This window comes from Deinococcus sedimenti (assembly GCF_014648135.1).
Lineage (GTDB): Bacteria > Deinococcota > Deinococci > Deinococcales > Deinococcaceae > Deinococcus > Deinococcus sedimenti.
The window spans coordinates 78,037-104,492 of sequence record NZ_BMQN01000007.1 but is presented as its reverse complement, the minus strand read 5'-3'; the positions used below and the strand labels follow the sequence as shown (position 1 = coordinate 104,492).

The window sequence follows — 26,456 nt, the reverse complement described above, 5'->3', positions numbered from 1 at the left end:
GAAGGCCCGAAATACACGCGGGGCGCGCCGTTTGCCGTATCATGCGCGCGGTTTCGCACGGCGTCCGCGAGCTGCGCTCCGAACCCCGCGCACGGCGAGCCTATCCCCATTCCCGGAGGAGGACGCCCCTCAATGACGACCCCAGCAAGTTTTTCCACCACCGACGCCGCCGAACTGTACCAGGTGCCCAACTGGTCGGGCGGGTGGTTCCGCGTGTCCGACAAGGGCCAGGTGGAGGTCACCCCCACCCCCGGCCTGCACGCCCCCCTGCGCGCCATCGTCGATGAGATCGTCGACCGCGGCGAGAGCCTGCCTGTCATCCTGCGCTTCCCGCAGGTCATTAGCGGCCGCGTGAAGCACCTGAACGAGGCGTTCGGGAAGGCCATCGCCGAGTACGGGTACACCGGCCACTACCAGGGCGTGTTCCCCATCAAGGTCAACCAGCGGCGCGTGGTCGTCGAGAGCATCGCCGCCGCCGGGTACGACTACGCGCACGGCCTGGAGGCCGGCAGCAAGGCCGAACTCGCGCTGTGCCTCGCGCAGCGCATGCACCCCGACGCGCTGCTGTGCTGCAACGGCTTCAAGGATGACGGGTTCATCAAGCTGGCCCTGTGGGGCCGCACCCTCGGGAAGAACGTCGTCATCACCATCGAGAAGTACAGCGAACTCGACCGCATCCTGAAGCAGGCCAAGGCGCTCGGCGTGCGCCCCGCCATCGGCGTGCGCTTCAAACTGCACGCGCGCGGCAGCGGCCAGTGGGAGGAATCCGGCGGGGATCAGGCGAAGTTCGGCCTGAACGCCTACGAACTCCTGCGCGTCGTGGAACGCCTGCGTGAAGAGGACATGCTCGACAGTCTGGTCATGCTGCACACCCACATCGGGTCGCAGATCACCGACATCCGCCGCGTGAAGGTCGCCGTGCGCGAAGCCACGCAGACGTACGCGGGCCTGATCGCCGCCGGAGCGCAACTGAAGTACCTGAACGTCGGCGGCGGCCTCGGCGTCGACTACGACGGGTCAAAGACCACCTTCTACGCCAGCATGAACTACACCGTGCAGGAATACGCCTCGGACATCGTGTACACCGTCCAGGAAACCTGCAAGGCCAGAGGCGTCCCCGAACCCGTCATCGTCAGCGAATCCGGCCGCGCCCTGACCGCGCACCACGCCGTGCTGATCCTCCCGGTCGTGGACGTCACCGGCCCCACCCGCGACCTCGAGGACCTCGCCCCGGCCGACGAGAACAGCCACCAGATCATCAAGGACATGGAAGACATCCTGGCGAACATCACCGCCCGGAACTACCGCGAGTCCTACAACGACGCCGTCGGCGACAAGCAGACCCTCCACAACCTCTTCGACCTCGGCTACGTCACCCTGCCCGACCGCGCCCGCGGCGAGGCGCTGTTCAACGCCATCCTGCGCAAGGTCGCCAAACTCATCCAGAACGAGAAATACGTCCCGGACGAACTGGAAGACCTGCAGAAGGTCCTGGCGGACAAGTACATCTGCAACTTCAGCCTGTTCCAGAGCCTCCCGGACAACTGGGCCATCCAGGCCCTGTTCCCGATCGTGCCGCTGGACCGCCTGAACGAGAAACCCACCCGGCAGGCCACCCTGGTCGACATCACCTGCGACAGCGACGGCAAGATCGAGAAATTCATCGACCTGCGCGACGTCAAGGCCACCCTCCCACTGCACGAACCCGGCGACAAACCCTACTACCTGGGCGTGTTCCTCATGGGCGCCTACCAGGACGTGCTCGGCAGCGCCCACAACCTCTTCGGGAAGGTCAGCGAAGCGCACGTCACCCTGCGCCCCGGCGGCCGCTTCCACATCGACCTGTTCGTCCGCGGCCAGAAAGCCCGGCGCATGATCGAATCGATGGGCTACGAGGAACCCATGCTCCGCGACAGCATCGAAGATCAGGCCGACGCCGCCATCAAGAACGGCATCCTGACCAACGAACAGGAACACGAACTCCTCGAAGACTACGGCGAGGAACTCCTCGGGTACACGTACCTCGAATACGAGAACTGAGTGAAGCAGGACGCGGGAGGCGGGGCGCAGCGTGCGTGCCCGCCTCCCGCGCGTTGAATGGAGCGGAGGTCAGAACGGGCAGCGCGCCCGCCCGCCACCTCGCTAGACTCCAGGCATGCTCCGCCGCGTCACGGTCATCATCCCCACCTACAACCGCCCGCACCTGCTGATGAACGCGCTCCGCACCGTCACCGAACAGACCCAGCCGCCCCACGAGGTGCTCGTCGTGAACGACGGCGACCTTCCCCTCCCGGACGCCATCCACACCCTGAACCTCCCCCTGAGCGTCCTGCGCGCCCCCACGCGCGGCGCCGTCCACGCCCGCAACCACGCCGTCACGCACGCCAGCGGCGACCTGATCGCCATGCTCGACGACGACGACCTGTGGCACCCCCACCACCTCCAGACCGTCACCGCCCCCCTGCACGCAGGCGCCGCATTCGCGTACACCGACGGCGTGATCCGCGTGCAGCGCGGCACGGAAACCCTGGAGGACATCCCGTTCGGCCTGGACGCCACCACCAGCGTCCTGCGCCGCACGAACCCCATCCTGATGCCCGCCATCGCGTACCGCCGCGACCTGCACGACCAGCACGGCCTGTACGACCCTGCCCTGCCGTACTACTACGACTGGGACTGGTACCTGCGCCTGCACCCGCACACGCCCCTGACCCGCGTGCCCACCCCCACCGTCACGTGCATCACGCAGGTGGAAGGCGGCAGCAGCAGCGACCAGCGCAACCCCGCCGTGGACGAGAACTTCCGCACCTTCCGGCGCAAACACCACCTGCCCGACCTGCCCGTGCATAACTTCCTGAGCGCACTGCGCGACCCGGAACTCGCACTGAGCTGAACCGACGCTAAGCCTCGGGCAGTTCCTCCAGGTCCGCCAGATCCTTATGCCGCCCCGACGCGCGCTTGTTCACCCGCAAGTCAGGCAGGGAGATCATGGGCACCGTCAAGTCACCCAGCGTCCACGACACCCGGTTCTGCCACGCCTGCTCGAACGGCACGCCGCTGATCTCGCTCATGAACTCCACCATGATCGGCTTCACGCCCATGCGGAACATCACGTTCTCCCGGTCAATCTCAGCAGCGGTCACGGGCAACCCGAATTCCGTCAGTGTGTCCGCCAGCCGCGAGGTGTTCTCCGCGCCCAGTCCGTAGAACAGGTCAAGGTCGCCCGTGTACCGGGGAAAGCCGTGCGCGCCGACCGCGTACCCGCCCACCAGCAGGTACTTAACGCCGTGGGCGTTCAACAAACTCAATAACTCTTTGAAGTCTGGGGGGAGTTCCACCGGGGTACCTCTGCGCGCGCAGGAATTCCACTTCCGCCAGTCGCTCCTGGGGCGTTTTCGCCCAGTTCGCTTCCCGGTCGGCGCGGGCGGCGTCCGCGTGCGTGGTGAGCGTCAGGGTGCGGCGGAGGGTCATGACGCAGTATCCCACAGGGGTGTCGATGGGGGAGAGGGGCGGTTCTGGCTTTTTGGCTCAGTCCGCCCCCCGTCACTACCCCGCGCCCCAGCAGAAGCAGATTTTCTTTGTAAAAACAGGGTTCAAAAAATTTGTTTCGATAAAGAATACTGTGACTGTTTTGGAGGCGAGGTGAGACCGTTTGCCCATGAGTAGTGTGGTGGGGCAGATTCTGCTTGCAGAACTTAAAAATCTGTCTATAGTTTAGTTATGGGAATAGTTGCGGCGAGTGTCATCGAATCTGTCGAGTACAGAACGAACAAGAGCATGCTAGAAAAGTTTTTGCCGTTTTTTAGTATCACATGGGCGAAAAAATACGCCGGAAAATCAAAATTCACTGCCATTTTGCTAAAGCCTGCTGGAGATGGGCAAAGACTTTTCTCAAAAGACCGAGAGATCCTTTTAATAATTACAAAATATAACACATTGTTCCCTAGGCTTTTGGATCAAGCTGAAAGGGTTAGGCGAGAAGTAGGAATTACTCGGGTGGACCCGGTTCTATTATTTGTAACGGGATCGGGTGAGATTTTCGAAAAAGAAACGCAGGATTTTAATAATCGCATGGATCAATTAAATATTATCATTCCTTTTATGAACGAAGCAGTACTGGAAGATTCTGAAGGACACTGTGTTGAACGACAGATCAAGAAGTATCGGCAATTTAAGGATCTATTTGATATCTCTGATCCGGTTTCGGAGGATATTTATTACTTCGGCAGACAGGATTTCACTAAAGATGTTTCTGATAGACTGAGAAGGGGCAACAACATTGGAATATTTGGGTTAAGAAAAATGGGCAAAACCTCGCTAATCAAGAGGTGCGAAAAAATTATCGGTACGTATAGAGATGCCAAAATTGTTTATATTGATCTTCAGAACGCTGCTTTGTATAGAATGAGGTGGTGGGAGGTTCTAGAAGATATTAGCATCCGTATGGGCAATAACATCAAATCAAAGTTTAACGAGGAGAACGGAGCTAAGAGGTTTGGTAATTTTATTAGAAAGATGGATGATGGGAAGCGGTATATTGTGGCATTCGATGAGATAGAGCACATATGTCCAGGGATTGCTTCCGCTGACCATTGGAATAATGATTTCATAGAGTTGTGGAAAACACTGAGATCTATTCAGATCGAGAACAAAAGTAAGCTTTCGTACTTAGTTTCTGGGGTCAACGCTTCGGTTGTAGAAACGTCGCACATAGGAGAAATTGACAATCCGCTGTTTAGTATGGTTTCTGTCATGTATATGCCTGAATTCTCAAATTCAGAATCAGGTTTAATGATAGATACAATTGGAAGTTATATGGGTGTGGATTTCGACGATGATTCAAAAATATTTATAAATGAAAGATTCGGTGGCCACCCATTATTGATTCGACTTGCCTGTAGTAGACTATTTCAAAAATATGATTCTCCTGACAGTGGCGATATAATTATTACTGAGTCTTATGTAAAGAGCCATATATCTAGTATTGAAAGCGATCTATATAGATTTGCTACACATATCATTTTCGTATTAGAAAAATGGTACCCCAATGAATATAGCATGCTTGAGTGGCTATCCCAGGGAGAAACTGAGGTGTTTGCGGATCTTGCGAGAAAGCATCCCGAATACGTGAGTCATTTGAAAAATTATCGGATAATTGATAGTGATTCTCTTCAGATAAAAATAAATCTCATCATGAAATACTTGTCGAATAGACTTTCAGGAAAAATCAAGGATGACACTGACATAATGTCTGATTGGCAAGATATAACTGCGATCAGGAATACGATAGAGCCACTCCTCAGAAAATTTATCAAAGCAACGCTGAAATATAAATATGGAAAGGATGGCTGGATAAAAAAAGTTCTCGCTGCCGTGCCTGAGAAAGATAGAGAAAAACTGGTCGGCATTGATGCTGACGATATATTGCAAAGCAGGTTATATTTATTAAATTTGCGCGAGATAATTAATAAGTATTGGGATGATTTCAAGTTTTTGGAAAGTGGAGAAAAAAGAAATCAGATAAGTAAAAATAGTATGCTGATATTTATAGACACAATCAATAATAATAGGCAGGATGCACACGCAAAAGACGTTAGTCCAATAGAGATGGATGCTTTAAGAATATCTTCCAGAAATATTAAGCTTGTTTTAGAAGATTACCTTTCGTAGCTTCTATGCAAAATTCGATAGATAGATTTGAAGAGCGCGCTATGGAGAAATCTCAATTAGAGATGTAGCTGTTTTTTATTCCTAGTCTGATTTTCCTAGCGGACTCAATGATCCGCTAGGAAAATCAGACTGGTAGGATCGTCTCAGGCGTTCACCCATTCCTGCAAGCTCTTCACGCCCAGCGCGTCATCCTTAGCGGCGGCAATCGCCTTGGCAGTCCATTCGGCGGCTTCTTTGGTGCTGACGATGGGCACGCCGCGTTCCAGCGCGGTGCGCAGGTACTCGCTGCCGGTCACGTCGATCAGCAGGGCGGGCAGCTGGTCGGTCTGCTGGCGGGTGACGGTCAGGCCTGCCGCCTGCAGCTGGGCGGCGATGTCGTCCAGTCCGTCGCCGAGCAGCAGGGCGGTGCCGCTGGTGGGGAGGTTGTTTTTCGCGCCGATCTGCGCGCGGTAGAACGCGCGGTAGGGGTCGGTGTCGATGCCCATGCTCTCGCCGGTGCTTTTCATTTCGGGGCCGAGGGTGGGGATGACGCCCTTGAATTTCAGGAACGGCAGGTGCACTTCCTTCACGGAGTACATGGGTGGGGTGGGCGTCGCGGTGAGGCCGATCTGCGCCAGGGTGTGGCCGACGGCGATGCGGGCGGCGCTCTTGGCGAGGGGGTGGTTCACGGCCTTGCTGACGAACGGAACGGTGCGGCTGGCGCGTGGGTTCGCTTCGAGGATGTACGCGGTGCCGTCCTTGATGGCCCACTGGACGTTCATGAGGCCCCTGACGCCCAGTTCCAGCGCGAGGCGTTCCGTGTCGGCCTTGACGCGCGCCAGGATGGCGGGGTCCAGGGTGACGGGCGGGAGGATGCACGCGCTGTCCCCAGAGTGGACGCCGGCGGCTTCGACGTGTTCCATGATGCCCGCGACGACGGCGGTTTCCCCGTCGCAGAGGGTGTCCACGTCGAGTTCCAGCGCGCCCTCAAGGAACTGGTCGAGGAGGATGCTGGGTTGCCCTTCGACGGCGGCGTACACCTCGCTGAGGTACGTGGTGAGTTCGTCCATGCTGCGGACGGTGCGCATGGCGCGGCCGCCCAGGACGTAGGAGGGGCGGGCCATGAGCGGGAAGCCGAGTTCGGTGGCCAGGGCGGCGGCCTGATCCGGGGTTTCCGCGACCTTGCCCTTGGGCTGGGGCAGGCCGAGGCGTTCGCACAGGGCGTTGAAGCTGGCGCGGTCCTCGGCTTCGTGGATGGTTTCGGGGCTGGTACCGATGATGGGGGCTCCGGCGTCCGCGAGTCGCCTGGCGAGCTTGAGGGGCGTCTGCCCGCCGAGTTGCACGATCACGCCGACGGGTTTCTCGTGCTCGACGATGTTCATGACGTCCTCGAACGTCAGGGGCTCGAAGTACAGGCGGTCGGCGGTGTCGTAATCGGTGCTGACCGTTTCCGGGTTGCTGTTGACCATGATGGTCTCGTACCCGGCTTCCTGGAGGGCCCAGACGGCGTGGACGGTGGCGTAGTCGAATTCGACGCCCTGCCCGATGCGGTTGGGGCCCGATCCCAGGATGACGACCTTGGGTTTGTCGGTGCTGCGGACCTCGTCCTCCCACTCGTACGTTGAGTAGTGGTAGGGCGTGAAGGCTTCGAACTCGGCGGCGCAGGTGTCCACGGTCTTGTACACCGGCACGGCCTTGGCTTCCTTGCGCAGGGCGCGGACGTCGAGTTCGCTCAGGCCGACGATCTCGCCGATGCGGGCGTCGCTGAAGCCCAGGCGTTTGACCTCGCGCCAAATCTCGTACTTCCACTCCCCGATGGGCCCCAGTTGCGTGATCTCGGTCTCGGCGTCGATGATCTCCTTCAGCTGGCTGAGGAACCACGGGTCGATCTTCGTCGCGTCGAACAGGTCGCTCGTGGTCTCGCCGCGGCGCAGGAGTTCCAGCACGGCTTCCAGGCGGCGGGGGTTGCCGTACAGCAGCCCGCGCAGGTCCTCGATCGACATGGCGGCGAACGCGCCGCGCACGTCGGACTCGATGCTTCGCATGGCCTTCTGGAGGCTTTCCTTGAAGGTGCGGCCGATGGCCATGACCTCGCCCACCGAGCGCATCTGGGTACCGAGGGCGTCGGGCGTGCCTGGGAACTTCTCGAACGCGAAGCGGGGGATCTTCGTGACGACGTAGTCGATGCTCGGCTCGAAGCTCGCGGGGGTGCTCAGGGTGATGTCGTTCTTCAGTTCGTCGAGGTGGTACCCGACCGCGAGCAGCGCGGCGATCTTCGCGATCGGGAAGCCGGTCGCCTTGCTGGCCAGCGCTGAGGAGCGGCTGACGCGGGGGTTCATCTCGATGACGATCACGCGGCCGTCTTTCGGGTTCACGGCGAACTGGATGTTGCTGCCGCCGGTGTCCACGCCGATCTCGCGGATGATCGCCAGGGACTGGTCGCGCAACCGCTGGTACTCCACGTCACTGAGGGTCTGCGCGGGCGCCACCGTGATGCTGTCGCCGGTGTGGACGCCCATCGGGTCGAAGTTCTCGATGCTGGTGATGATCACGACCGTGTCGGCGTGGTCGCGCATGACCTCCAGCTCGTACTCCTTCCAGCCCAGGATGCTTTCTTCCAGCAGGACGCTGGTGACGGGGCTGTCGCGCAGGCCGCCCTCGGTGATCGCCAGGAATTCCTCGTAGGTGTGCGCGATGCCGCCGCCCGTGCCGCCCAGCGTGAAGGAGGGGCGGATCACGATGGGCAGGCCGATCTGTTTCTGGTACTCGACGGCTTCCTCCATCGAGTGGACCATCTGCCCGCGCGCGGTTTCCACGCCGATCTTCTTCATGGCCGCCTGGAATTCCTCGCGGTCCTCGCCCTTCCGGATCGCGGCGGCGTTCGCGCCGATCAGTTCCACGCCGAACTCCGCGAGGGTCCCGTCGGCGTTCAGGTCCATGGCGAGGTTCAGGGCCGTCTGGCCGCCCAGGGTGGGCAGCAGCGCGTCCGGGCGTTCCTTCTCGATGACGCGGCGCACGAACTCGGGCGTCAGGGGTTCCAGGTACGTGGCGTCCGCCAGGTCCGGGTCGGTCATGATCGTCGCGGGGTTGCTGTTCACCAGCACCACCCGGTAGCCTTCCTTCTTCAGGGCCTTGAGGGCCTGCGTGCCGGAATAGTCGAACTCGGCTGCCTGCCCGATCTGGATGGGGCCGCTGCCGAGAATCAGGATGGTCTGGAGGTCAGTACGCTTAGGCATTCCAGAGAATGAGCCTAACACGCCCCGCCCCGCAAAAGGTAACCGGCATGCAAACTTATGCAGTCATTCCGGACACTCCACCCTCTACCGGTCGGCGCGCAGACCCAGCAGCAGCCCCACGGCCGTGACCAGCAGCGTCACGCCGATCAGGGCGTCCAGCACCCGCCACGCGCCGGGCTGCGCCATCACCGGCGCCAGCGCCCGCCCGGCCAGCGCCAGCGTGAAGAACCACGCCCAGGACGCCAGGACCGTGCCCGCCAGGAACGCCAGCCGCGCCCCGCCTCCCAGGCCCGCGCTGGCCCCGCCGATCAGCACCACCGTGTCCAGCAGCGCGTGCGGGTTCAGCAGGCTGAAGCCCAGCGCCGTGCCCACCACCGCGCCGGGCGTGCCCGCGCCCGCCCCGCTGACGTGCAGGGCCGCGCCGCCCACCCACGCGCCCCGCAGCGCCCGCAGCCCGTACCACGTCAGGAACGCCGCGCCCACCACCGTCCCGGCCACCACCAGCGCCGCGTGACCCGCCAGCAGCCCGCCCACGCCCAGCACGCCCAGCGTGATCAGCAGCGTGTCGCACAGCGCGCAGGCCAGTGCCGCCAGCAGCGCGAACCGGCGGGTCAGGCCGTGGCGCAGCACGAACGCGTTCTGCGGGCCGATCGCCACGATCAGGGACAGGCCCAGACTCAGGCCGCGCAGCAGGGGAGGCACAGCGCCGACTGTAGCGCCAGCGGTGAGACGCCTGTCAGGCGGCGATCTCGACCGCGTCCCGCCCGGCGCGCTTGGCGGCGTACAGCGCCTCATCCGCGCGGCGCAGCAGCTCGTGCGCGGCCTCCCCGGACCGGGCCGGCGCGATCCCGCAGCTGACCGTGACTGACCCCGCCTGCCGGTGCGGCGCGCCGTCCAGCTGGGCCCGCAGCCGCTGCGCGACCGTCTGCGCGGCCCCCAGGTCCCCGCGGACCAGCATCAGGAACTCCTCGCCCCCCCAGCGGCCCACCTGATCCCCACTGCGCACGCTGCGGCGCAGCAGGCCCGCCACGTGCCGCAGCACGTCGTCGCCCACGTCGTGCCCGTACGTGTCGTTCACGCGCTTGAAGTGATCCAGGTCCAGCAGGATCACGCTCAGCGGCTCGCCGGTCTCCAGGCCGCCCGCCAGCCAGCGGCCCAGCTGACGGCGGTTGGGCAGGCCCGTCAGGTCGTCCAGGTGCGCCAGGGTCGCCTCGCGCCGCGCGGTGAACAGCGCCCGTACGAACTGCCCGTGCAGGTGCTGCTGCCAGCCCAGCAGCGCGATGAACGTCGCGTGCATCAGCGTCGTCTGCAGCAGCGGGTTGCCCAGCCCCACCCGCATGACCGGATCGGTCGCCGGGTCCAGCGCGTACGCGGCAATGATGCCCAGCAGCGCCGCGAACACCCCGCCACTGAAGATCAGTGCCTGCCGGGCCGGCAGCACGATGAACGCCACGATGTACGCGAAGATCATCCACACGGCGTACCCGCCCAGCCCGTGATAGCCGGGAGCGGTGTGCAGGAGGATGTACAGCCGGATCAGGACCGTCGCGGCCTGAATGGCCAGTTCGATCAGGCCCACCAGCCGGAACGCGCCGGGTGAACGCCACAGCCACGTGAACAGCGCGGCGTTCTTCACGCCCAGCAGCATCAGCATGAGCTGATCGTTGAAACTGAAGTGCCAGTGCGCCTGCACGCTCAGGGTGATCAGGCACACCACGAGCACCGCGCCCAGCACCGTGAGCAGACTGCCGCGCCGGAACGCGAATTCCGCGTCACTCAGGGGGGCGGGGGCAGCACTCCAGGTCATATGTTCAGGCTAGGCAGGCGGACTGACAGGGGGCTGACCACCCGCGCCATGAACGCCATTCAGGCCGCGCCGGGCGGGGCCGCCAGTTCCACCGTGTCGCGCCCGGCGCGTTTGGCGGCGTACAGCGCCTGATCGGCCCGCCGCAGCGTGTGGCTGATGTCCTCGCCCGGATGCCGCTGCGCCACCCCGCAGCTGAGCGTCACCGGACCCGCGACCGGGTGCGGGTGGGCGTGCAGGTGCGCGCGCAGCCGCCCGGCCACCCGCGCCGCGACCGCGGCGTCGCCACGCACGAGGATCAGGAACTCCTCGCCGCCCCAGCGGCCCACGCGGTCCCCGGCGCGGACGCTGGCCCGCGCGGCGCGCGCCACGTGCCGCAGCACGTCGTCGCCCACATCATGCCCGTACGTGTCGTTCACGCGTTTGAAGTGATCCAGGTCGAAGTACACGACGCTCAGGCCGTCCGGCGCGCTGTCCAGCAGGTCGTGCAGCGCGCGCCGTCCGGGCAGGCCGGTCAGCGGGTCGAGCAGCGCCTGCGCGGACTTCCGTTCGGCCAGCGCCACCGCGTGCGCGTAGCGACGGCGCAGCTGCTGCTGCAGCGTGATGACCGCCATGAACGTCGTGTGCATCAGCAGCATCTGCAGCCACGCGTTCGCGTTGTCGTCGCGCAGGGCGTCCGGCACGCCCGGCGCCAGCCAGTACGCCACGCCCAGGCCGCCCAGGCCCAGCAGGTACGGCGTGACCGCCGCCAGCGCTGCACCTGCCGGGAGGGTCAGGGACGCCACGAGGTACGGCAGCGCCAGCCAGTACGAGTAGCCGCTCAGGCCGTGCGCGGTGTGATCGACCAGCAGCACGTCGTGCATGCGGTACAGCCCGGCCAGGACCTCCCCGGTCAGTTCCAGCGCGCCGACCAGCTGAAACTGCCCTGGCACGCGCCACAGCCACGCGATGAACGCGGCGTTCTTCAGCAGCATCAGCCCCAGCAGCAGCTGGTCGGTCCGCCCGACCTGCAGCGGGCCGCTGAGCAGCAGCGTGGCGGCGGTCGTGAGCAGCAGGCAGATCATGACGATCAGCAGCCCGGCCCGGCGGTACTGGGCTTCCGGACTGCCTGGGGGGACGCGGACGGTCAGCATGAATCCCGGTATTTTCGGCGGCCGCGTCTGAACGGGAACTCACGGGTCAGCGGGTCCTTGTGCGGTTTTCGGCCCGATGGGGGGGGTGGGGGCGCAGGCAGCCTGCCGGGGGCTGTCTGCATCGGGGAGGCCCGGGCGGGCGGGGCGGGTGCAGACTGCACGCATGCCCCACCTGCACCCACGCGCCGCTGCACAGGAGAGCGTCTTTGCCCGCATGAGCCGTCTGGCGGCGCAGCGGGGCGCGGTGAACCTGGGCCAGGGGTTTCCCAGCGCGGCGCCCCCGGAGTTCCTGCTGGGCGCGGCGCGGGGGGCGCTGGGCCGGTTCGACCAGTACGCGCCCCCGGCGGGCCTGCCGGCGCTGCGCGACGCGCTGGGCGCGGATCTGGGTGTGGACGGCGCGGACGTGACGGTCACATGCGGCGCGACTGAGGCGCTGCACCTCCTGACCCTGGCCCTGGCGGGACCTGGTGACGAGGTGCTGATGCTGGAACCCGTGTTCGACGTGTACCTGCCGCAGGTGGCGCTGGCAGGCGCGCGCGGCGTGACGGTCCCCATGACGCTGGACCCGGCGCGGGGCTGGCAGTTCGATCTGGGTGCGCTGGCGGCGGCGGTCACGCCGCGCACGCGGGCACTGCTGCTGAACAGCCCGTTCAATCCGACCGGCACGGTCTTCACCGACGCGGAACTGGCCGGGATCGTGGCGCTGGCCCGGCAGCATGACCTGTGGATCGTCAGTGACGAGGTGTACGACGAGCTGTACTTCGGGCCGCGCCCCACGTCCCTGCGGTCCCTGGCACCCGAGCGGACCTTCACGGTGGGCAGCGCCGGGAAGCGGCTGGAGGCAACCGGGTGGCGTGTGGGCTGGATCGTTGCCCCGCCCGGCCAGACGCCCGGCGTGCTGGGACTGCGGCAGGTCACGAGCTTCAGCGCGCCCGCGCCGCTGCAGGCGGCCGTGGCCGCAGCGCTGCCTGCCGCGCGCGAGTCCGGTTTCTACGCGGGCCTGCGGGAGACCTACGGCGCGCGCATGACGCGTCTCGCGGCGGGGCTGCGGGCGCTGGGCGCGACGGTGTTCGAGCCGCGCGGCACGTATTTCCTGACGGCGCTGCATCCCACCTGGACCGCCGAGGGCCTGATCGATTCGGGGGTGGCGGTCATTCCTGGCGAGGCGTTCTACGCGCAGCACGCGGCGCCCGCCGGTCTGACGCGCTGGGCGTTCTGCAAGTCCGACGCCGACCTGGACGTCGCACTCGCCCGCCTGAGTCAGGCTGATCAGACGGTGAGATTGTAATAAACGTGACATCAGCGTTCTGTAAGGGATTGTCCCTTATGGAAAAACCGAACCGGCATCTATGCTCCGGGACATGAAGAAGACCCTGCTCGGCCTCCTGACCCTGTCCGCCCTGTCCGGCGCTTCGGCCGCCTCGTACATCGGGGGTTCGATCGGTTCCGGCGCCACCCTGCACTACCAGACCGACCTGACCGGCTCCAGCGCCATGCGCTACGGCCTGAACCTGGACGCCACGTCCTTCAACTTCAACCGCCTGACCATCGGCGGCAGCGTGGACTACCTGGGTGACTTTACCGGCACCGGCTCCGCCCTGGGCGGCCTGACCCCCTACTACGGGCTCGGCATCGGCGCGGGCGTCTCGCTCGGCAACGGCAGCGGCGTGGCCGTCTACCCGCACGGCACCCTGGGCCTGCGCTACAACGTCACCGATCCCCTGAGCTTCTTCGTGGAAGGAAGCGTCGGCCCGGTGCTGACCATCGGCGGCACGAACACCAGCGGCGTCTACTTCGGCAGCAGCGCCCGCATCGGTCTGAACTACCGTCTGCCCTGAACGGACGGGAGAGCCGTCACTGACCGCCCCGTACGGGGCGGTCAGTTTCGTTTGCTTTCATGAAGGTCCGCCCCTATGCTCATCCGCGTGAAAAATCTTCTGATCGCCACAGCCCTGCTGGGATCCGCCTCCTTCGCCGCCGCCGACAGCCTCGGCCTGAGCGGCACGTACAACAAGGGCTTCTACAAGGCCGACGGCGACTCCATCGAGTCCGACGGCTCCTTCGGTGTGGGCCTGAGCTACACCTACGACCTGGACGCCGTGTCCGCCGTGCGCGCTGAACTGGAACTGCTGCCCAACCTCTACGACAGCGAGAAGCTGGGCTTCGGCGGAGAGTTCACCTACCTGCGCTCCGTGATGACCACCGGCGAGGCCGACGTCTACCTGGGGGGCGGCCTGGGCTTCAACACCGTGTCCGACAGTGCCACCAGCAACGGCGTGACGACCAGCGTCCGCCTGACCGCCATCAACCCCACCCTGCTGGCCGGCGTGCGCTTCGCGGTGGCCCCCGGGTTCAACGCCTTCGCCGAGCTGGCGGGCGGCCCCTCCTTCCTGCGTCTGAACGCCAGCAGCGGCTCGACCAGCGTCAGTGATTCGATCAACGGCGCGTTCATCAAGCCCCGCATCGGTTTCACGTACACGCTGCGCTGAGCCCGCTGCATCTCTGCTCTGACGGGAGTCGCCTGCGGGCGGCTCCTTTCTGTTGCCCCGGTGCGGCTGGGCTGGACACGTCCCTTGACCCCCCGGGCTGGCCCTGCTAGCCTCCTGTGCATAGCTATACGCAAATTGCGTATAACCATACATGCATATGCAGACCTTGACCTCCCGACGCTGACACCGACCGCCTGACCCCACCCCGGGGCTCACAGGCGGCGCGTTCACGCCGGGAGGTCTTGTGCTGCCCCTTGCACCCCCTTCACGCAGACAGGAGAGAATCAAACCATGACCAAAGACAAGATCGTGCTCGCGTACAGCGGCGGCCTGGACACCAGCATCATCCTCAAATGGCTCCAGACGGAGAAGAACTACGACGTGGTCTGCTTCACCGCCGACCTCGGCCAGGGCGACGAGGTCGAGGAAGCCCGCGTCAAGGCCCTGAACACCGGCGCCGTCGCCGCCTACGCGCTGGACCTGCGTGAAGAGTTCGTGCGGGACTACGTGTTCCCCATGTTCCGCACCAGCGCCCTGTACGAGGGCTACTACCTGCTCGGCACCAGCATCGCCCGCCCGCTGATCGCCAAGAAGATGGTCGAGATCGCCGAGAAGGAAGGAGCGGTGGCCGTGTCGCACGGCGCGACCGGCAAGGGCAACGACCAGGTGCGTTTCGAGATGACCGCCTACGCCCTGAAACCCGACATCGTCACCGTCGCCCCCTGGCGCGACTGGACCTTCCAGGGCCGCGCCGACCTCGAAGCCTTCGCCCACGAACACGGCATCCCGGTCCCCACCACCAAGAAGGACCCCTGGAGCACCGACGCGAACCTCCTGCACATCAGCTACGAGGGCGGCATCCTCGAGGACCCCTGGGCCGAACCGCCCGCCCACATGTTCAAACTCACCGTGGACCCCACCGAGGCCCCCAGTGAACCCGAATACGTGGAAATCGAATTCCTGAACGGCGACCCGGTCGCCATCAACGGCGAGAAACTGTCGCCCGCCGCCCTGCTGGCCAAAGCCAACGAACTGGGCGGGAAGCACGGCGTGGGCCGCCTCGACCTCGTCGAGAACCGCTTCGTCGGCATGAAATCACGCGGGGTGTACGAAACGCCCGGCGGCACCGTCCTGTACCACGCCCGCCGCGCCGTCGAGAGCCTCACCCTCGACCGCGAGGTCCTGCACCAGCGCGACGCACTGAGCCCCAAGTACGCCGAACTCGTGTACAACGGCTTCTGGTTCGCCCCCGAACGCGAGGCGCTGCAGGTGTACTTCGATCACGTCGCCTCAAGCGTGACCGGCACCGCCCGCCTGAAGCTGTACCGCGGGAACGTCATCGTCGCTGGACGCAAGGCCCCCCAGAGCCTGTACGACAAGGACCTCGTGAGCTTCGAGGCGGGCGGCGACTACAACCAGCACGACGCCGGCGCGTTCATCAAACTCAACGCCCTGCGCATGCGCGTCCAGGCCCGCGTGAAAGCCAAAGCCGACGCGAAAGAACCCGCCCAGGTCTGACCGTGACGGACGCCGCCCTGCCCCACGACTGCACCCTGCGCCCGGCCACCCCGGCGGACGCGGCGCTGCTGGCCCGCTTCCGGGTGCTGATGTTTCAGGACATGGGCGCCCCGCTGGAGGACGGCACGGAGGCCTTCTGGGCGGCGCACTTCGCGGGCGCTGTGGCGCAGGGGGGCTACCGCGCCGTGATCGCGGAAGTGGATGGACAGGCGGTCGCCTGCGCGGGCCTGATGGTCTTCCCGACCGTGCCCACCCCCGGCGATCCGTCCGGGCGGCGCGCGCACATTCAGGGGGTATACACCGTGCCGGAGCAGCGCGGGCGGGGGCTGGCGTCCGCCGTGACCCGCGCGGCGCTGCGGATGGCGCAGGCCGACGGGATCGGCAGCGCGAACCTGAACGCGTCCGTGATGGGCGCCGGGGTGTACGAACGGATGGGCTTCACGCCGGCAAAGGCCCCCGAGTACCGCCTGAACCTGCGGGAGGCGGCGCTGTGACCCTGCCCGCCGGGTTCACCCTGCGCCTCGCCACGCCCGCCGACGCGGCGCTCGTTCAGGCGCAGCGGGACGCGATGTTCGTGGACATGGGCAGCGACCCCGCGCGGCTGGCCGCCGTGCACGACGCCGGGGTGGCGTGGCACGCCCGGACCCTCGCGGCGGGCACCTATACCGGCCTGCTGGTCGAGGGTGGGGGAGAGGTGGTGGCCGGGGCGGGCATCCTCTGGACCGACTTCCCCCCGAACGCCGACACCGCCGCCACGACCCGCGCGTACGTGCTGAACGTGTACGTGCAGCCCGCGCACCGGGGCCAGCGGCTCGCCCGCGCCCTCATGCAGGCTGCGCTCGCGGAGTGCCGCGCGCGGGGCGTGGATATCGTGACCCTGACCGCGTCGGACGCCGGGCGGCCCACGTACGAGGCGCTGGGATTCACGCCGCAGGCCGAACTGAAACTCCTGATCCCGGGAGGCACGCTGTGACGCTGCGCCCCGTGAACCCGGACGACATCCCCGCCTTCCACGCCGTCATGATGGCCGCCGGAATGGACCCCCGCAGCAGCTGGACCCGCACCACGCCCGCTGACCTGGAACGGTCCCTGCTGGCCCCCGGCTCCGGCGGGTTCCTCGCCATGGGCGCAGGCGAGGTGCTGGGCTGCGTCGGCTACCGCCCGGACGGCGACCGGACCCTGACCCTGAACAAACTCGCGACCGTCCCGCAGGCCCGCCGCCTCGGCGTGGGCCGCGCCCTGGTGCGCGAAGTCGAACACGTCGCCCGCATGGGCGGCTACGGGCGCGTGCTGCTGGCCGTCAGCCAGTTCAACCTGGACGTGCTGCCCTTCTACGACCGGCTCGGGTACACCGTCACCGACGAACCCTACGCCCACGCCCACCCCGACAGCCCCGCCCCGGTGGTACTGGTGAAAGCGGTAGGAGCGTCATGAGCATCTTCACCCCGCTCATCCTGCTCGCGTTGTTGACCCTTCTGGGCGCAGGCGGGTTCGGGCTGGTGCTGGCGGCCGTGCTGCGGCCGTGGAGCCAGCGCCTCCTCTCACTGGGGCTGACCACCATCTCGTGGAGTGGGCTGGTCTGGCTCTGGCACTCGCTTTCCTCCTTCACGCTCGACTGACGTCGGTTCAGAGCACGGCAGACAAGGACATGCAATGACGAATACGCAGGATAAGAAACTCTGGGGTGGGCGGTTCGCGGAGGCGACGGACGGGCTGGTCGAGCTGTTCAACGCGTCCGTGGGCTTCGATCAGCGGCTGGCGGAGCAGGATATTCGCGGTTCGCTGGCGCACGTGGCGATGCTGGGGCAGGTCGGGATTCTGACCGCCGACGAGGTTACTCAGATCACCGATGGACTGAATGCCGTGCTGGCGGACATCCGCGCGGGGAACTTCGAGTGGCGTCTGGACCGCGAGGACGTTCACATGAACGTCGAGGCGGCCCTGCGGGACCGGATCGGGCCGGTGGCCGGGAAGCTGCACACGGCCCGCAGCCGCAATGATCAGGTGGCGGTGGATTTCCGGCTGTTCACGAAGGAGGCCGCGCTGGATCTGGCGGAGAAGACCCGTGCGCTGCGCGCCGTGATGCTCGCGGAGGCCGGGAAGCACCTGGAATCCGAGGTGATCCTGCCGGGGTACACGCACCTTCAGGTGGCGCAGCCGATCCTGCTGAGTCACTGGTTCATGGCGTACGTGGCGATGCTGGAGCGGGACGAGGGCCGTTTCCGGGACGCAGCCGAGCGGATGGACGAGTCGCCGCTGGGCAGCTCTGCTCTGGCGGGGACGCCCTGGCCGGTGGACCGGCACGCGACGGCGTCGGCGCTGGGCTTCGCGCGGCCCACCGCGAACAGCCTGGATGGGGTGGGCAGCCGGGACTTCGCGCTGGAGTTCCTGTCAGCCTGCGCGATCCTGTCGGCGCACCTGTCGCGCCTGTCGGAAGAGCTGATCCTGTACTCCACGTTCGAGTTCGGGTTCATCACCCTGCCGGACTCGCACACCACGGGCTCCAGCATCATGCCGCAGAAGAAGAACCCGGACGTGTCCGAACTCGCGCGCGGCAAGGCGGGCCGCGTGTTCGGGAACCTCATGGGCCTGCTGACGGTCGTGAAGGGCACGCCCCTGGCGTACAACAAGGACCTCCAGGAGGACAAGGAGGGCGTGTTCGACTCCTACGACACGCTGAGCATCGTGCTGCGCCTGTACGCCGAGATGATGCCGAAGACCGTCTGGCACGCCGACGTGACCCGCGCCGCCGCCGCGCGCGGCTACTCCACCGCAACCGACGTGGCGGACTTCCTGGCCCGCCAGGGCGTCCCGTTCCGCGAGGCGCACGAGGTCGTCGGCGGACTGGTCGGCGTCGCCAGCCGCAGCGGGCGGCAGCTGTGGGACCTGACCGACGCGGAACTGCGCGCCGCGCACCCCCTCCTGAACGCGGAGGTCGCGCAGTCCCTGACCGTCGAGGAGAGCGTCCGTGGCCGCGCCAGCTTCGGCGGGACCGCCCCGCACCGCGTCCGCGAGGCCATCGAGCAGGCCAGGACGCGCCTGAACTCCTGACTCCCGATTCCGTTCCGTCCCCCCACCCTCTGTCCCGGTCCCCCTGGAGGAACCCATGACCCTGACTGACATGCACGTGAAACTTCGTCAGGCCGCCCCGGCGGACCTGCCCATCGTCCTGGACCTCCTGACCCGCACGGGGCTGCACACTGCCAGCGTGGACCTGGGGGCCGGCACGTACTGGATCGCGGATCTGGACGGCGTGCCCGGCGGCTGCATCGGCCTGGAGCACGGGCAGGGCGTCAGCCTGATCCGTTCGACGGCGGTGGTGCCCGAGGCCCGCAGCCAGGGCCTGGGCCGCGCGCTGGTCCGCTCGGCGCTGACGCACGCCAGCCTGCGCGGGGACCGCACGGTGTTCCTGTTCAGCTCGGAAGCCGGGGACTACTGGACGCGCTTCGGCTTCGTGCCGTCCAGCGCGGCCGAGATCGCGGCGGCCCTGCCGGACGTCCCGCAGGTCAGGAGTGGCCTGAGCAAGGGCTGGATCGACGAGGAACTCGTGTGGCGCCTGGATCTGCCGCAGGTGGCCGAGGTGGGTCAGGGGTGAGGATGCGGCTGCGTTCCCTCTGGCAGTGCTTCCACGCGGCCTTGCGCTATGCTGTCGCCACGCAATACCTGTGTCGACCTGCGGTCACTGTGACCGCCGAGCTTTCTTTCCCTGAAGGAGCAGCGCATGACCGATTCCGTGCACGTTCGAATGGCGACCCCCGAAGACAAGGACACTGTGACCCGCGTGTTTCACGATGCGGGCCTGGACACCGAGGCGGCCCTCGCGGGCGGCACCACGTACTGGGTGCTGGAGCGGGGCGGGCAGCCGATCGGTGCGATCGGCCTGGAGCACGGGGACGGCGCGTCCCTGCTGCGCGGCGCGGCCGTGCTGCCCGAGGCGCGCGGTGGTGGGCTGGGGCGGCGGCTGGTCATGAGCGCCGTGGAGTACGCGCAGGGCCGTGGGGACCGCGCGATCTACATGTTCAGCCGGGGCGGCGACTGGAGCACGTTCGGCTTCACGCAGGTGCCGCTGGCGGTCGTGATGGGCGAACTGCCCGACGCACCGCAGGTGCAGGCGTACCGTTCGCGCGGCGAGCGGCCCGGCGGCACCACCTGGATGCGCACCCTGAGCTGACCTCTGCGGTCCGGGGGGGGCGCGCGTGACGCTCTCCCTGGAGTCCATCGCGGTGCCGGACATCCACCCGGACGCGCCCCTGTCGTTCCGTAAGGCGCGCCTGTCGGACATCGACGCGATTCATGAGCTGATCGGGTACTGGGCGGCGCGTGGGCTGATGCTCGTGCGGTCCAAGGCGCTGCTCGCCGAGACGATCCGCGACTTCCATCTGGTGCTGGCCGAGCCGCACGAGGGGCGGCCCGGCGGGCTGGGCGGCGTGTGCGGCCTGCACATGCTCGCGCCGGATCTGGCCGAGGTGCGCGGGCTGGCGATCCACCCGAACATGCAGGGGCGCGGCCTGGGCAAGCAGCTCGTGGCGGCGTGCGAGGCGGAGGCCCGCGCGATCGACCTGCCCGCGCTGTTCGCGTGGACGTACCAGCAGGGCTTCTTCGAGAAGTGCGGGTTTACCCGCATCGAGAAGACGAACCTGCACCCGAAGGTCTGGAGTGAATGCCAGCGCTGCGCGTTCTTCGAGAACTGCAACGAGATCGCCATGTACCGGGAGCTGCGGTGACGGGATGGGGAGGCGCGCCGCACGTGAGGCACCACCCATCTGGGGGGGAGGATAAGCTCGCGGGCGTGACTCGACTGATTCCCGTCCTGACCGTCTCCGCCCTTCTGACTGCCGGTGCTGCCCACGCGCAGACCGTCCGCCCCCTGGCCGAGGGCCTGCCCGCCGGGGCGCTCCTGACCCTGGAAACCCGTAACGCCGCGCCTGCCTTCAAACGGTTCAGTGGTGTTGTGGAACGCGTGCTGACGGCCGCCGATCTGGGCGAGGACGACGCCGGGAGCATGCTCGGCGTCGCGCAGGCGGTGCTGGGCGACTCGCTGGGCCGCGAGGGGATTGCCGGGGTGTTCACCGTGCAGGGGAAGAAGGGCACCTTCGAACCCGCGCTGCTGGCCGTGACCCGCTCGGGCGCCCTGACGAACGAGATGCTCGGCGAGATGCTGCCCGACAAGCCCGGCGCGCGCGTGGGCCGCTACACCTTCTCCCGCGTGGACGGGATGTTCGCGGGCGCCTCGAACGGGCTGGTGTATGTGTCGAGCGACAAGGCCCTGCTGATGGCGTACCTGGGCCGCCTGAGCGGCAAGGCCGCCCCGACCCTGGCGGCGTCCGCGCCGTACGCGGCGGCGCAGCGCGCGGCAGGGACGCAGGAACTCGGCCTGTACGCGAACTTCAGCGCCGCCGCGAAGGTCCTGCGCTCGCAGCTGGCGCAGGTCATGCTGCCCCGCCTGCTGTCGCCGGTCGTGGACGCCCTGGACACCCTGGGGCAGGTTGCGGGCGGCCTGACCACCACCGCCGGCGGCTGGACGACCGCCAGCGCGCAGGTCGTGAACCAGGCGGGCAAGGATAAACCGCTGGCGCGCATCCTGCTCGACACCACGGACTTCGAGGTGCAGGGCGTGATTCCCGCCAGTGCCGAGGCCGTGCAGGCGACCGCCTGCCACCCCGACACCGGCGCCTACCTGGGCCGCTGGCTGACCCGCGTGGACCTGCTCGAACCGTTCGGGTTCCTGACCGACAGCCAGCTTGCCAGTCACCTGGAGCAGGCCGGGCGCTACCTGGGGGGCGAGTGCGCGCAGGTCACGCTGGCGAGCGGCCTAAAGGCCGGGCTGAACCAGGAGGACCCGCTGGCGTCCCTGGCGACCACCGTGTCGTACCAGCGGGTCACGGACCGCGCGGCGGCCGACGCGCACCTGCCCGAGTACGCCCGCAGCGTGAACGACGCCCTGGACGGCCTGCGCGGCACCGTGAAGTCCCTGGCCAAGTCCGGCATGGACACCCTGATGGACGACGCCATGGCGGACGTGGACACCCGCGCCCTGATGCTCGGCGCGGGCATGGCCGGGGCCAGCGAGGGCCTGGACGAGGTGCTGGCCGGACTGAAGATGGTGTACGCCTTCCGGGGCGAGTACCTGATCACCGCGTTCAGCCAGGACGCGTTGGACGCCGCGCTGGCGGACGGTCCCGTGCTGGCGGACGACGCGGCGTTCCGCGCGGCGGGCCTGACCCTGCAGGGCTCGGCGGGCTGGTCGTACCAGCCCAACCCGGCGGACCTGAAGGCGCAGGACCTCGCCGGGATGCTGCCCAGGGAACTGAGCGGCGACAAGGCACTGAGCGGCATGTTCGCCGGGGCCATGACGGGCGCGGCGGACCTCATCAACCGGTTTGACGGAACGACCTCACAGCGGTCCGTTGCGGGGAATGTCATTATCGGCAAGGCGAGCGTGCGTTACCGCTGGTGACCCCCCGGGGGAGCCACGGTGCCGCGCAGAGCTGAGCCATGAAACGCGTCCGGAGAGGCGCGAATGGAGGAAGCATGATCAGGAAAGAACGGGCCATCCTGGCCCTGGAAGACGGCACCGTGTACCGCGGGTACGCGTTCGGGCACCGCGGCGAGACCGTGGGCGAGGTGGTGTTCAACACCTCCATGACCGGGTACCAGGAGATCATGACCGATCCCTCGTACAACGGGCAGATCGTGACCATCACGTACCCGCACGTCGGGAATTACGGCGTGGCGATCTACGACATGGAGAGCAACAAGCCCTACGTGCGCGGCTTCATCAGCCGCGAGTTCAGCGGTGAGTACAGCAACCACCGCGCGCAGCAGTCCCTCGAGGCGTTCATGCAGCAGTACGGCGTCGTGAGCATCCAGGGGATCGACACGCGCGCGCTGGTGCGCCGCCTGCGCACGGGCGGCGTCGTCAAGGGCGTCATCGCGCACCGCAGCTACACACACCCGGAAGATCCGTACGGCGAGTTCACGCCCGCCGAGGAGCAGATGTACGTGCAGCGCGCCCTGGACCACCAGGACATCGACGGGCACGACATGACCCGCGAGGTCACGACCGCGCTGCCCTACGCGTTCCCCACCCTGCGGCACGGCAAGCGCGTGGTCCTGATGGACTTCGGGATCAAGCACACCATCATCGAGCGCCTCGCCGAGGTCGGCATCGAGCCGATCGTGGTGCCAGCGCACACCACCCCCGCGCAGATCATGGCGCTGCAACCGCACGGCCTGTTCCTCAGCAACGGCCCCGGCGACCCCGCCCCGCTGGAGTACGCGCATAAGACCGCGTGGGAACTCATGGGCCTGCTGCCCACCTTCGGCATCTGCCTGGGGCACCAGATCCTGGGTCTCGCGGCAGGCGGGCGGACCTTCAAGATGAAGTTCGGGCACCGCGGCGGCAACCAGCCTGTGAAGAATCTGTTAACGGGCAACGTGGAGATCACCAGCCAGAACCACGGGTACGCGGTGGACATCGACTCGATCCCCAACGGGGCCTTCGTGCCGACCCACATCAACCTGAACGACGGTACCCTGGAAGGCATGGCGCACAGCCGCTACCCGGTGTTTTCCGTGCAGTACCACCCCGAGGCCAGCCCGGGGCCGCACGACAGCCGCTACCTGTTCGACCGCTTCATCGAGGAGATCGACGCCTTCGATGGGGGCAGCGGGACCCCCGTGGCGAAGGCCAGCGCGGGCCGCCTGGGCGTTTGACAAATGACCACGCGGACGGAATGATAGGCACGATGAAAAGGTGAGAAATTTCATAATGCCCGCGCGGTCAGTGACAGGCGCGTCAGCATGGTGAGGTAAACCGAACATCCTCGGGGACGGTCCCCGGGCCAACAGATGTTCAGGAGCAATGAATCATCTGGCGCACACGGGCGCCTAAGCCAGATGAGGAGCGAGTGGCGCGACCGACAGAACGGCGGGAGAGATCCCCCAGCTGTCGGTCAATTTTTTGTCTCTGGAGGTCCCCCCGCAGTGAAGCGCCTCATTCTGCCCCTGCTGCTCCTCACGGCGGCCAGCGCCCAGTCCAGCCCCAACGTCACCTTCACCCTGACCCAGGACCTCGTCAAACGCAGCACCGACAGCAGCGGCAAAACCGTCGAGACGATCATCGACTCGCCCAAAACCGTCCTGCCCGGCGACGTCCTGCGCGAACAGGTCACGCTGCGCAACGTCTCCGGACGCCGCCTGGGCCAGCTGAACGTCAACGTCCCCATCCCACGCGGCACCGAATTCAGCGTCCTGACCACCCCCGCCACAGACCGCTGGACCGTCAGTTACTCCATTGACGGCGGCAAGACCTTCAGCGCGCAGCCCAGACGCACTGTCACCACCACCGAGAACGGCCAGAGCGTCACCCGCCAGCAACCCGCACCCCCCACCACCTACACCAACGTCCGCTGGACCCTGACCAGCATGAACCCGGACGAGACGCTGAAGTTCAGTTTCCGCGTGAAAGTCAAGTAACCCCCCCCCGCCCCCTCCCGGAGGAAGCACATGAAGAAGCACTGGACCCTGACCGCCCTGATCGCCCTCGCCGCCAGCACCGCGCACGCGGCCGGCACCGCCGCCGGCACGGTGATCACCAACACCGCCGAGATCGTCTTCACCCCCGAAGGCAGCACCACCCCCACCCCACCCATCCCCTCCAACCCCGTCACCACCACCGTGCTGCCGGTGCCCAGCTTCACCATCGTGCCGAACGACGCCAGCGCCGTCGTCACCACCCCCGACTACACCAAGCCCGGCCAGACCGCCACCGCCCGCCCCGGCGACACCGTGGTCTTCCCCTACACGCTGACCAACACCGGGAACGTCCCCAACGAGTCCTACACGCTGACCAACACCCCCGACCCCACCAGCGCCGTGAAGACCCCCACCAGCGTCACGTTCTACCCCGCCAGCGCCGACACCAACAGCGACGGCACCCTGAGCCTCGCCGAGATCACCGCCGCCACACCCATCACCGGCATCAGCGGCGTGAACCAGGACGCCGCCGTCAAGTTCTTCCAGGTGTACGTGATTCCCGCCGCGGCCACCAACGCCGACAAGTACGGCGCGGACCCGACCGGCACCCGCCAGGACAACCCGGCCTTCAACAACGACCCCAGCGTCCCGCGCGACGCCAACAACTCCAACGTCACCACCGTGGACCGCAAGGACGCCACCGTCATCGGACCCAAGGCCGACCCGGACGGCAACGGCACCCCCGTGACGCCCGCCTACGCCAGCCCCGAGGGCGTGACCATCACCCCCAGCGCCAGCGACACGCAGACCGCGCAGGCCACCACCACCACCACGGCCATCACCTTCACGAACACCGTCCAGAACACCGGCAACCGCCCCGACGTGTTCGACATCACCACTGCCCTGGCTGGCTTCCCCTCCGGAACGACCGTCACGCTCTTCAAAACCGACGGCACCCCGCTGCCCGACACGGACGGCGACGGCGTGCCGGACGTGGGCAGCCTGACTCCCGGCCAGACCGCCAACCTGCTGGTCAAGGTCACCTTCACTGCCGGCGGCCTGCCCACCAACCCCGCGACGCCCCCCACCGTCACGGTCATCAGCACCAGCAGCAACGACACCAGCAGAAAAGACGACACCCGGGACATCGTGAACCTGCCCGGCCTGTCCTTCGGGAACCCCACCCCCACCCCCGGCGGCGACCCCGCCCTGCCCGGCACCCCCGAGGCGGGCCAGCCCGGCAGCCCCAGCAGCCCGATCATCCCGCCCGCCACCTGCACGGCCGGCAGCCCCGACATCCGCGCCACGGTCGCCATGGAGATCGCCAACCTGGGCAGCGCCACCGACACCTTCGACGTGAGCGGCACCGCGCCCATCAAACTGACTGACGGCACCACCGTGACCGTGACCGTCAAGTACTTCATCGACGCGAACGGCAACAAAGCCCTGGACAGCGGCGAGGCCCCCCTGACCGACACCAACGGCAACGGCACCGCCGACACCGGCCCGCTCGCCGCCGGCGCGGAACTGAAACTGATCGCCGCCGTCGACGTGCCCTGCGCCGCCGCCGCGCAGACCATCACCCTGAACCAGACCGCCAAATCCCCCACCACCGGCGTGGAGGTCAAGGACCCCAACGACACCGTCCTGGTCGGCAAGACCCCGGTCGCCGCGCCCACCAAGACCGTCGACAAGGCCGAAGCGAAACCCGGCGACACGCTGACCTACACCATCGTCGGCAAGAACACCAGCAACGCCAACGTCACCAAGGTGTTCATCCGTGACACCCTGCCCGCCAACACCACCTTCGTCAGCTTCATGGCACGCAGCACCGCCACCGGCGCCATCCTGTACTCCACCAATGGCACCAGCTGGAGCGGCACGCCCATCGCCGCGCCCCAGGCGGCCGGCGTGACCGTGTACGCCGGCGTGGACACCAACGGCAACGGCACCATCGACACCGGCGACATCCTGACCCCCGGCCAGACCATCACCGGCACGTTCGTCGTCACCGTCAAGTAACCATCCCCCAGGCGCGCCCACCCCGTTGCGTGGGCGCGCCCCACCGGGCAGGGGAGACCCCCGGCCGCATTTTTCCTCCCCTGTCCGCCCACAACATCAGACTCCTCCATTTGTGCCCTCACCTCCG

At 66.4% G+C, this 26,456-nt stretch carries 25 protein-coding genes and 1 riboswitch; of the genes, 19 read left to right on the top strand and 6 right to left on the bottom strand.

The window, feature by feature from the left end; genetic code table 11:
- Window positions 1–132: 132 nt before the first annotated feature.
- Window positions 133–2,040, top strand: coding sequence for a biosynthetic arginine decarboxylase (speA, locus tag IEY69_RS14140; RefSeq protein ID WP_189073796.1), 1,908 nt, complete (start codon window positions 133–135; stop codon window positions 2,038–2,040).
- Window positions 2,041–2,155: 115 nt separating this feature from the next.
- On the top strand, window positions 2,156–2,893 hold the full coding sequence (locus IEY69_RS14135) for a glycosyltransferase family 2 protein (RefSeq protein WP_189073795.1): 738 nt from the start codon (window positions 2,156–2,158) through the stop codon (window positions 2,891–2,893).
- Window positions 2,894–2,900: 7 nt separating this feature from the next.
- Here IEY69_RS14135 and IEY69_RS14130 read toward each other — a convergent pair whose 3' ends face one another.
- Together IEY69_RS14130 and IEY69_RS14125 are read right to left on the bottom strand one after the other, a co-directional pair.
- Entirely contained in the window at window positions 2,901–3,302 is a 402-nt protein-coding gene (locus IEY69_RS14130) for a nucleotidyltransferase (protein ID WP_189073794.1), read from the bottom strand.
- Window positions 3,280–3,471, bottom strand: coding sequence for a hypothetical protein (locus IEY69_RS14125; RefSeq protein ID WP_189073793.1), 192 nt, complete (start codon window positions 3,469–3,471; stop codon window positions 3,280–3,282). The genes IEY69_RS14130 and IEY69_RS14125 overlap by 23 nt, the downstream gene beginning before the upstream one ends.
- A 249-nt stretch (window positions 3,472–3,720) precedes the next feature.
- On the opposite strand from IEY69_RS14125, the gene IEY69_RS14120 reads away from it, so the two are divergent.
- A complete protein-coding gene (locus tag IEY69_RS14120; RefSeq protein ID WP_189073792.1) occupies window positions 3,721–5,670 on the top strand; it encodes an ATP-binding protein in 1,950 nt (649 codons plus the stop codon).
- Window positions 5,671–5,813: 143 nt separating this feature from the next.
- Here IEY69_RS14120 and carB read toward each other — a convergent pair whose 3' ends face one another.
- The 4 genes from carB to IEY69_RS14100 all read right to left on the bottom strand — a co-directional run bounded on the left by carB (window position 5,814) and on the right by IEY69_RS14100 (window position 11,822).
- Window positions 5,814–8,885 carry a carbamoyl-phosphate synthase large subunit gene (carB, locus tag IEY69_RS14115; protein WP_189073791.1) on the bottom strand — a complete coding sequence of 1,024 codons (3,072 nt, stop codon included), beginning with the start codon at window positions 8,883–8,885 and terminating at the stop codon, window positions 5,814–5,816.
- A gap of 84 nt (window positions 8,886–8,969) precedes the next feature.
- Window positions 8,970–9,587, bottom strand: a complete 618-nt coding sequence (locus IEY69_RS14110; RefSeq protein ID WP_229783974.1) for a LysE/ArgO family amino acid transporter — start codon at window positions 9,585–9,587, stop codon at window positions 8,970–8,972.
- Between the two features lie 34 nt (window positions 9,588–9,621).
- On the bottom strand, window positions 9,622–10,692 hold the full coding sequence (locus tag IEY69_RS14105; protein WP_189073789.1) for a GGDEF domain-containing protein: 1,071 nt from the start codon (window positions 10,690–10,692) through the stop codon (window positions 9,622–9,624).
- A gap of 59 nt (window positions 10,693–10,751) precedes the next feature.
- Window positions 10,752–11,822: a GGDEF domain-containing protein gene (locus IEY69_RS14100; protein WP_189073788.1), complete on the bottom strand. Its 1,071-nt coding sequence runs from the start codon at window positions 11,820–11,822 to the stop codon at window positions 10,752–10,754.
- A gap of 163 nt (window positions 11,823–11,985) precedes the next feature.
- Here IEY69_RS14100 and IEY69_RS14095 point away from each other — a divergent pair, with 163 nt between their 5' ends.
- From IEY69_RS14095 to IEY69_RS14020, 16 genes are all read left to right on the top strand, one after another.
- On the top strand, window positions 11,986–13,110 hold the full coding sequence (locus IEY69_RS14095; RefSeq protein ID WP_189073787.1) for a pyridoxal phosphate-dependent aminotransferase: 1,125 nt from the start codon (window positions 11,986–11,988) through the stop codon (window positions 13,108–13,110).
- 73 nt (window positions 13,111–13,183) lie between these two features.
- Window positions 13,184–13,660 carry a hypothetical protein gene (locus IEY69_RS14090; protein ID WP_189073786.1) on the top strand — a complete coding sequence of 159 codons (477 nt, stop codon included), beginning with the start codon at window positions 13,184–13,186 and terminating at the stop codon, window positions 13,658–13,660.
- An 87-nt stretch (window positions 13,661–13,747) separates the two neighbouring features.
- Window positions 13,748–14,311, top strand: a complete 564-nt coding sequence (locus IEY69_RS14085; protein ID WP_189073785.1) for a hypothetical protein — start codon at window positions 13,748–13,750, stop codon at window positions 14,309–14,311.
- A 291-nt stretch (window positions 14,312–14,602) separates the two neighbouring features.
- Entirely contained in the window at window positions 14,603–15,829 is a 1,227-nt protein-coding gene (locus IEY69_RS14080; RefSeq protein ID WP_189073784.1) for an argininosuccinate synthase, read from the top strand.
- A 2-nt stretch (window positions 15,830–15,831) separates the two neighbouring features.
- A complete protein-coding gene (locus IEY69_RS14075) occupies window positions 15,832–16,323 on the top strand; it encodes a GNAT family N-acetyltransferase (RefSeq protein WP_189073783.1) in 492 nt (163 codons plus the stop codon).
- Window positions 16,320–16,802 carry a GNAT family N-acetyltransferase gene (locus IEY69_RS14070; RefSeq protein ID WP_229783973.1) on the top strand — a complete coding sequence of 161 codons (483 nt, stop codon included), beginning with the start codon at window positions 16,320–16,322 and terminating at the stop codon, window positions 16,800–16,802. The genes IEY69_RS14075 and IEY69_RS14070 overlap by 4 nt, the downstream gene beginning before the upstream one ends.
- On the top strand, window positions 16,799–17,263 hold the full coding sequence (locus IEY69_RS14065; protein ID WP_229783972.1) for a GNAT family N-acetyltransferase: 465 nt from the start codon (window positions 16,799–16,801) through the stop codon (window positions 17,261–17,263). Before IEY69_RS14070 ends, IEY69_RS14065 begins: the two co-directional genes overlap by 4 nt.
- Window positions 17,260–17,448, top strand: a complete 189-nt coding sequence (locus IEY69_RS14060) for a hypothetical protein (protein WP_189073782.1) — start codon at window positions 17,260–17,262, stop codon at window positions 17,446–17,448. Before IEY69_RS14065 ends, IEY69_RS14060 begins: the two co-directional genes overlap by 4 nt.
- Before the next feature lie 34 nt (window positions 17,449–17,482).
- Complete coding sequence (argH, locus tag IEY69_RS14055; protein ID WP_189073781.1) at window positions 17,483–18,880, top strand: argininosuccinate lyase; 1,398 nt, start codon at window positions 17,483–17,485, stop codon at window positions 18,878–18,880.
- Window positions 18,881–18,935: 55 nt separating this feature from the next.
- Entirely contained in the window at window positions 18,936–19,424 is a 489-nt protein-coding gene (locus IEY69_RS14050) for a GNAT family N-acetyltransferase (protein WP_189073780.1), read from the top strand.
- A 126-nt stretch (window positions 19,425–19,550) separates the two neighbouring features.
- Complete coding sequence (locus IEY69_RS14045) at window positions 19,551–20,000, top strand: GNAT family N-acetyltransferase (RefSeq protein WP_046843857.1); 450 nt, start codon at window positions 19,551–19,553, stop codon at window positions 19,998–20,000.
- A 25-nt stretch (window positions 20,001–20,025) separates the two neighbouring features.
- Entirely contained in the window at window positions 20,026–20,553 is a 528-nt protein-coding gene (locus IEY69_RS14040) for an N-acetyltransferase (RefSeq protein WP_189073779.1), read from the top strand.
- A 65-nt stretch (window positions 20,554–20,618) separates the two neighbouring features.
- A complete protein-coding gene (locus IEY69_RS14035; RefSeq protein ID WP_229783970.1) occupies window positions 20,619–22,286 on the top strand; it encodes a hypothetical protein in 1,668 nt (555 codons plus the stop codon).
- A 74-nt stretch (window positions 22,287–22,360) separates the two neighbouring features.
- Window positions 22,361–23,545 (top strand): glutamine-hydrolyzing carbamoyl-phosphate synthase small subunit, encoded by a 1,185-nt coding sequence (carA, locus tag IEY69_RS14030; protein ID WP_189073778.1) that lies wholly within the window; start codon window positions 22,361–22,363, stop codon window positions 23,543–23,545.
- A 132-nt stretch (window positions 23,546–23,677) separates the two neighbouring features.
- A riboswitch (cyclic di-GMP riboswitch) is annotated at window positions 23,678–23,763 on the top strand.
- Between the two features lie 52 nt (window positions 23,764–23,815).
- Window positions 23,816–24,307 carry a hypothetical protein gene (locus IEY69_RS14025; RefSeq protein ID WP_189073777.1) on the top strand — a complete coding sequence of 164 codons (492 nt, stop codon included), beginning with the start codon at window positions 23,816–23,818 and terminating at the stop codon, window positions 24,305–24,307.
- A 30-nt stretch (window positions 24,308–24,337) separates the two neighbouring features.
- Window positions 24,338–26,329, top strand: coding sequence for a DUF11 domain-containing protein (locus IEY69_RS14020; RefSeq protein WP_189073776.1), 1,992 nt, complete (start codon window positions 24,338–24,340; stop codon window positions 26,327–26,329).
- Window positions 26,330–26,456: the final 127 nt, after the last annotated feature.

Coding starts and splice junctions, on each gene's coding strand:
- carA (WP_189073778.1), top strand. CDS start 22,361: ATGATCAGGAAAGAACGGGCCATCCTGGCCCTGGAAGACGGCACCGTG.
- IEY69_RS14090 (WP_189073786.1), top strand. CDS start 13,184: ATGAAGAAGACCCTGCTCGGCCTCCTGACCCTGTCCGCCCTGTCCGGC.
- argH (WP_189073781.1), top strand. CDS start 17,483: ATGACGAATACGCAGGATAAGAAACTCTGGGGTGGGCGGTTCGCGGAG.
- speA (WP_189073796.1), top strand. CDS start 133: ATGACGACCCCAGCAAGTTTTTCCACCACCGACGCCGCCGAACTGTAC.
- IEY69_RS14095 (WP_189073787.1), top strand. CDS start 11,986: ATGCCCCACCTGCACCCACGCGCCGCTGCACAGGAGAGCGTCTTTGCC.
- IEY69_RS14045 (WP_046843857.1), top strand. CDS start 19,551: ATGACCGATTCCGTGCACGTTCGAATGGCGACCCCCGAAGACAAGGAC.
- IEY69_RS14135 (WP_189073795.1), top strand. CDS start 2,156: ATGCTCCGCCGCGTCACGGTCATCATCCCCACCTACAACCGCCCGCAC.
- IEY69_RS14105 (WP_189073789.1), bottom strand. CDS start 10,692: ATGACCTGGAGTGCTGCCCCCGCCCCCCTGAGTGACGCGGAATTCGCG.
- carB (WP_189073791.1), bottom strand. CDS start 8,885: ATGCCTAAGCGTACTGACCTCCAGACCATCCTGATTCTCGGCAGCGGC.
- IEY69_RS14080 (WP_189073784.1), top strand. CDS start 14,603: ATGACCAAAGACAAGATCGTGCTCGCGTACAGCGGCGGCCTGGACACC.
- IEY69_RS14125 (WP_189073793.1), bottom strand. CDS start 3,471: ATGACCCTCCGCCGCACCCTGACGCTCACCACGCACGCGGACGCCGCC.
- IEY69_RS14100 (WP_189073788.1), bottom strand. CDS start 11,822: ATGCTGACCGTCCGCGTCCCCCCAGGCAGTCCGGAAGCCCAGTACCGC.
- IEY69_RS14120 (WP_189073792.1), top strand. CDS start 3,721: ATGGGAATAGTTGCGGCGAGTGTCATCGAATCTGTCGAGTACAGAACG.
- IEY69_RS14050 (WP_189073780.1), top strand. CDS start 18,936: ATGACCCTGACTGACATGCACGTGAAACTTCGTCAGGCCGCCCCGGCG.
- IEY69_RS14020 (WP_189073776.1), top strand. CDS start 24,338: ATGAAGAAGCACTGGACCCTGACCGCCCTGATCGCCCTCGCCGCCAGC.
- IEY69_RS14060 (WP_189073782.1), top strand. CDS start 17,260: ATGAGCATCTTCACCCCGCTCATCCTGCTCGCGTTGTTGACCCTTCTG.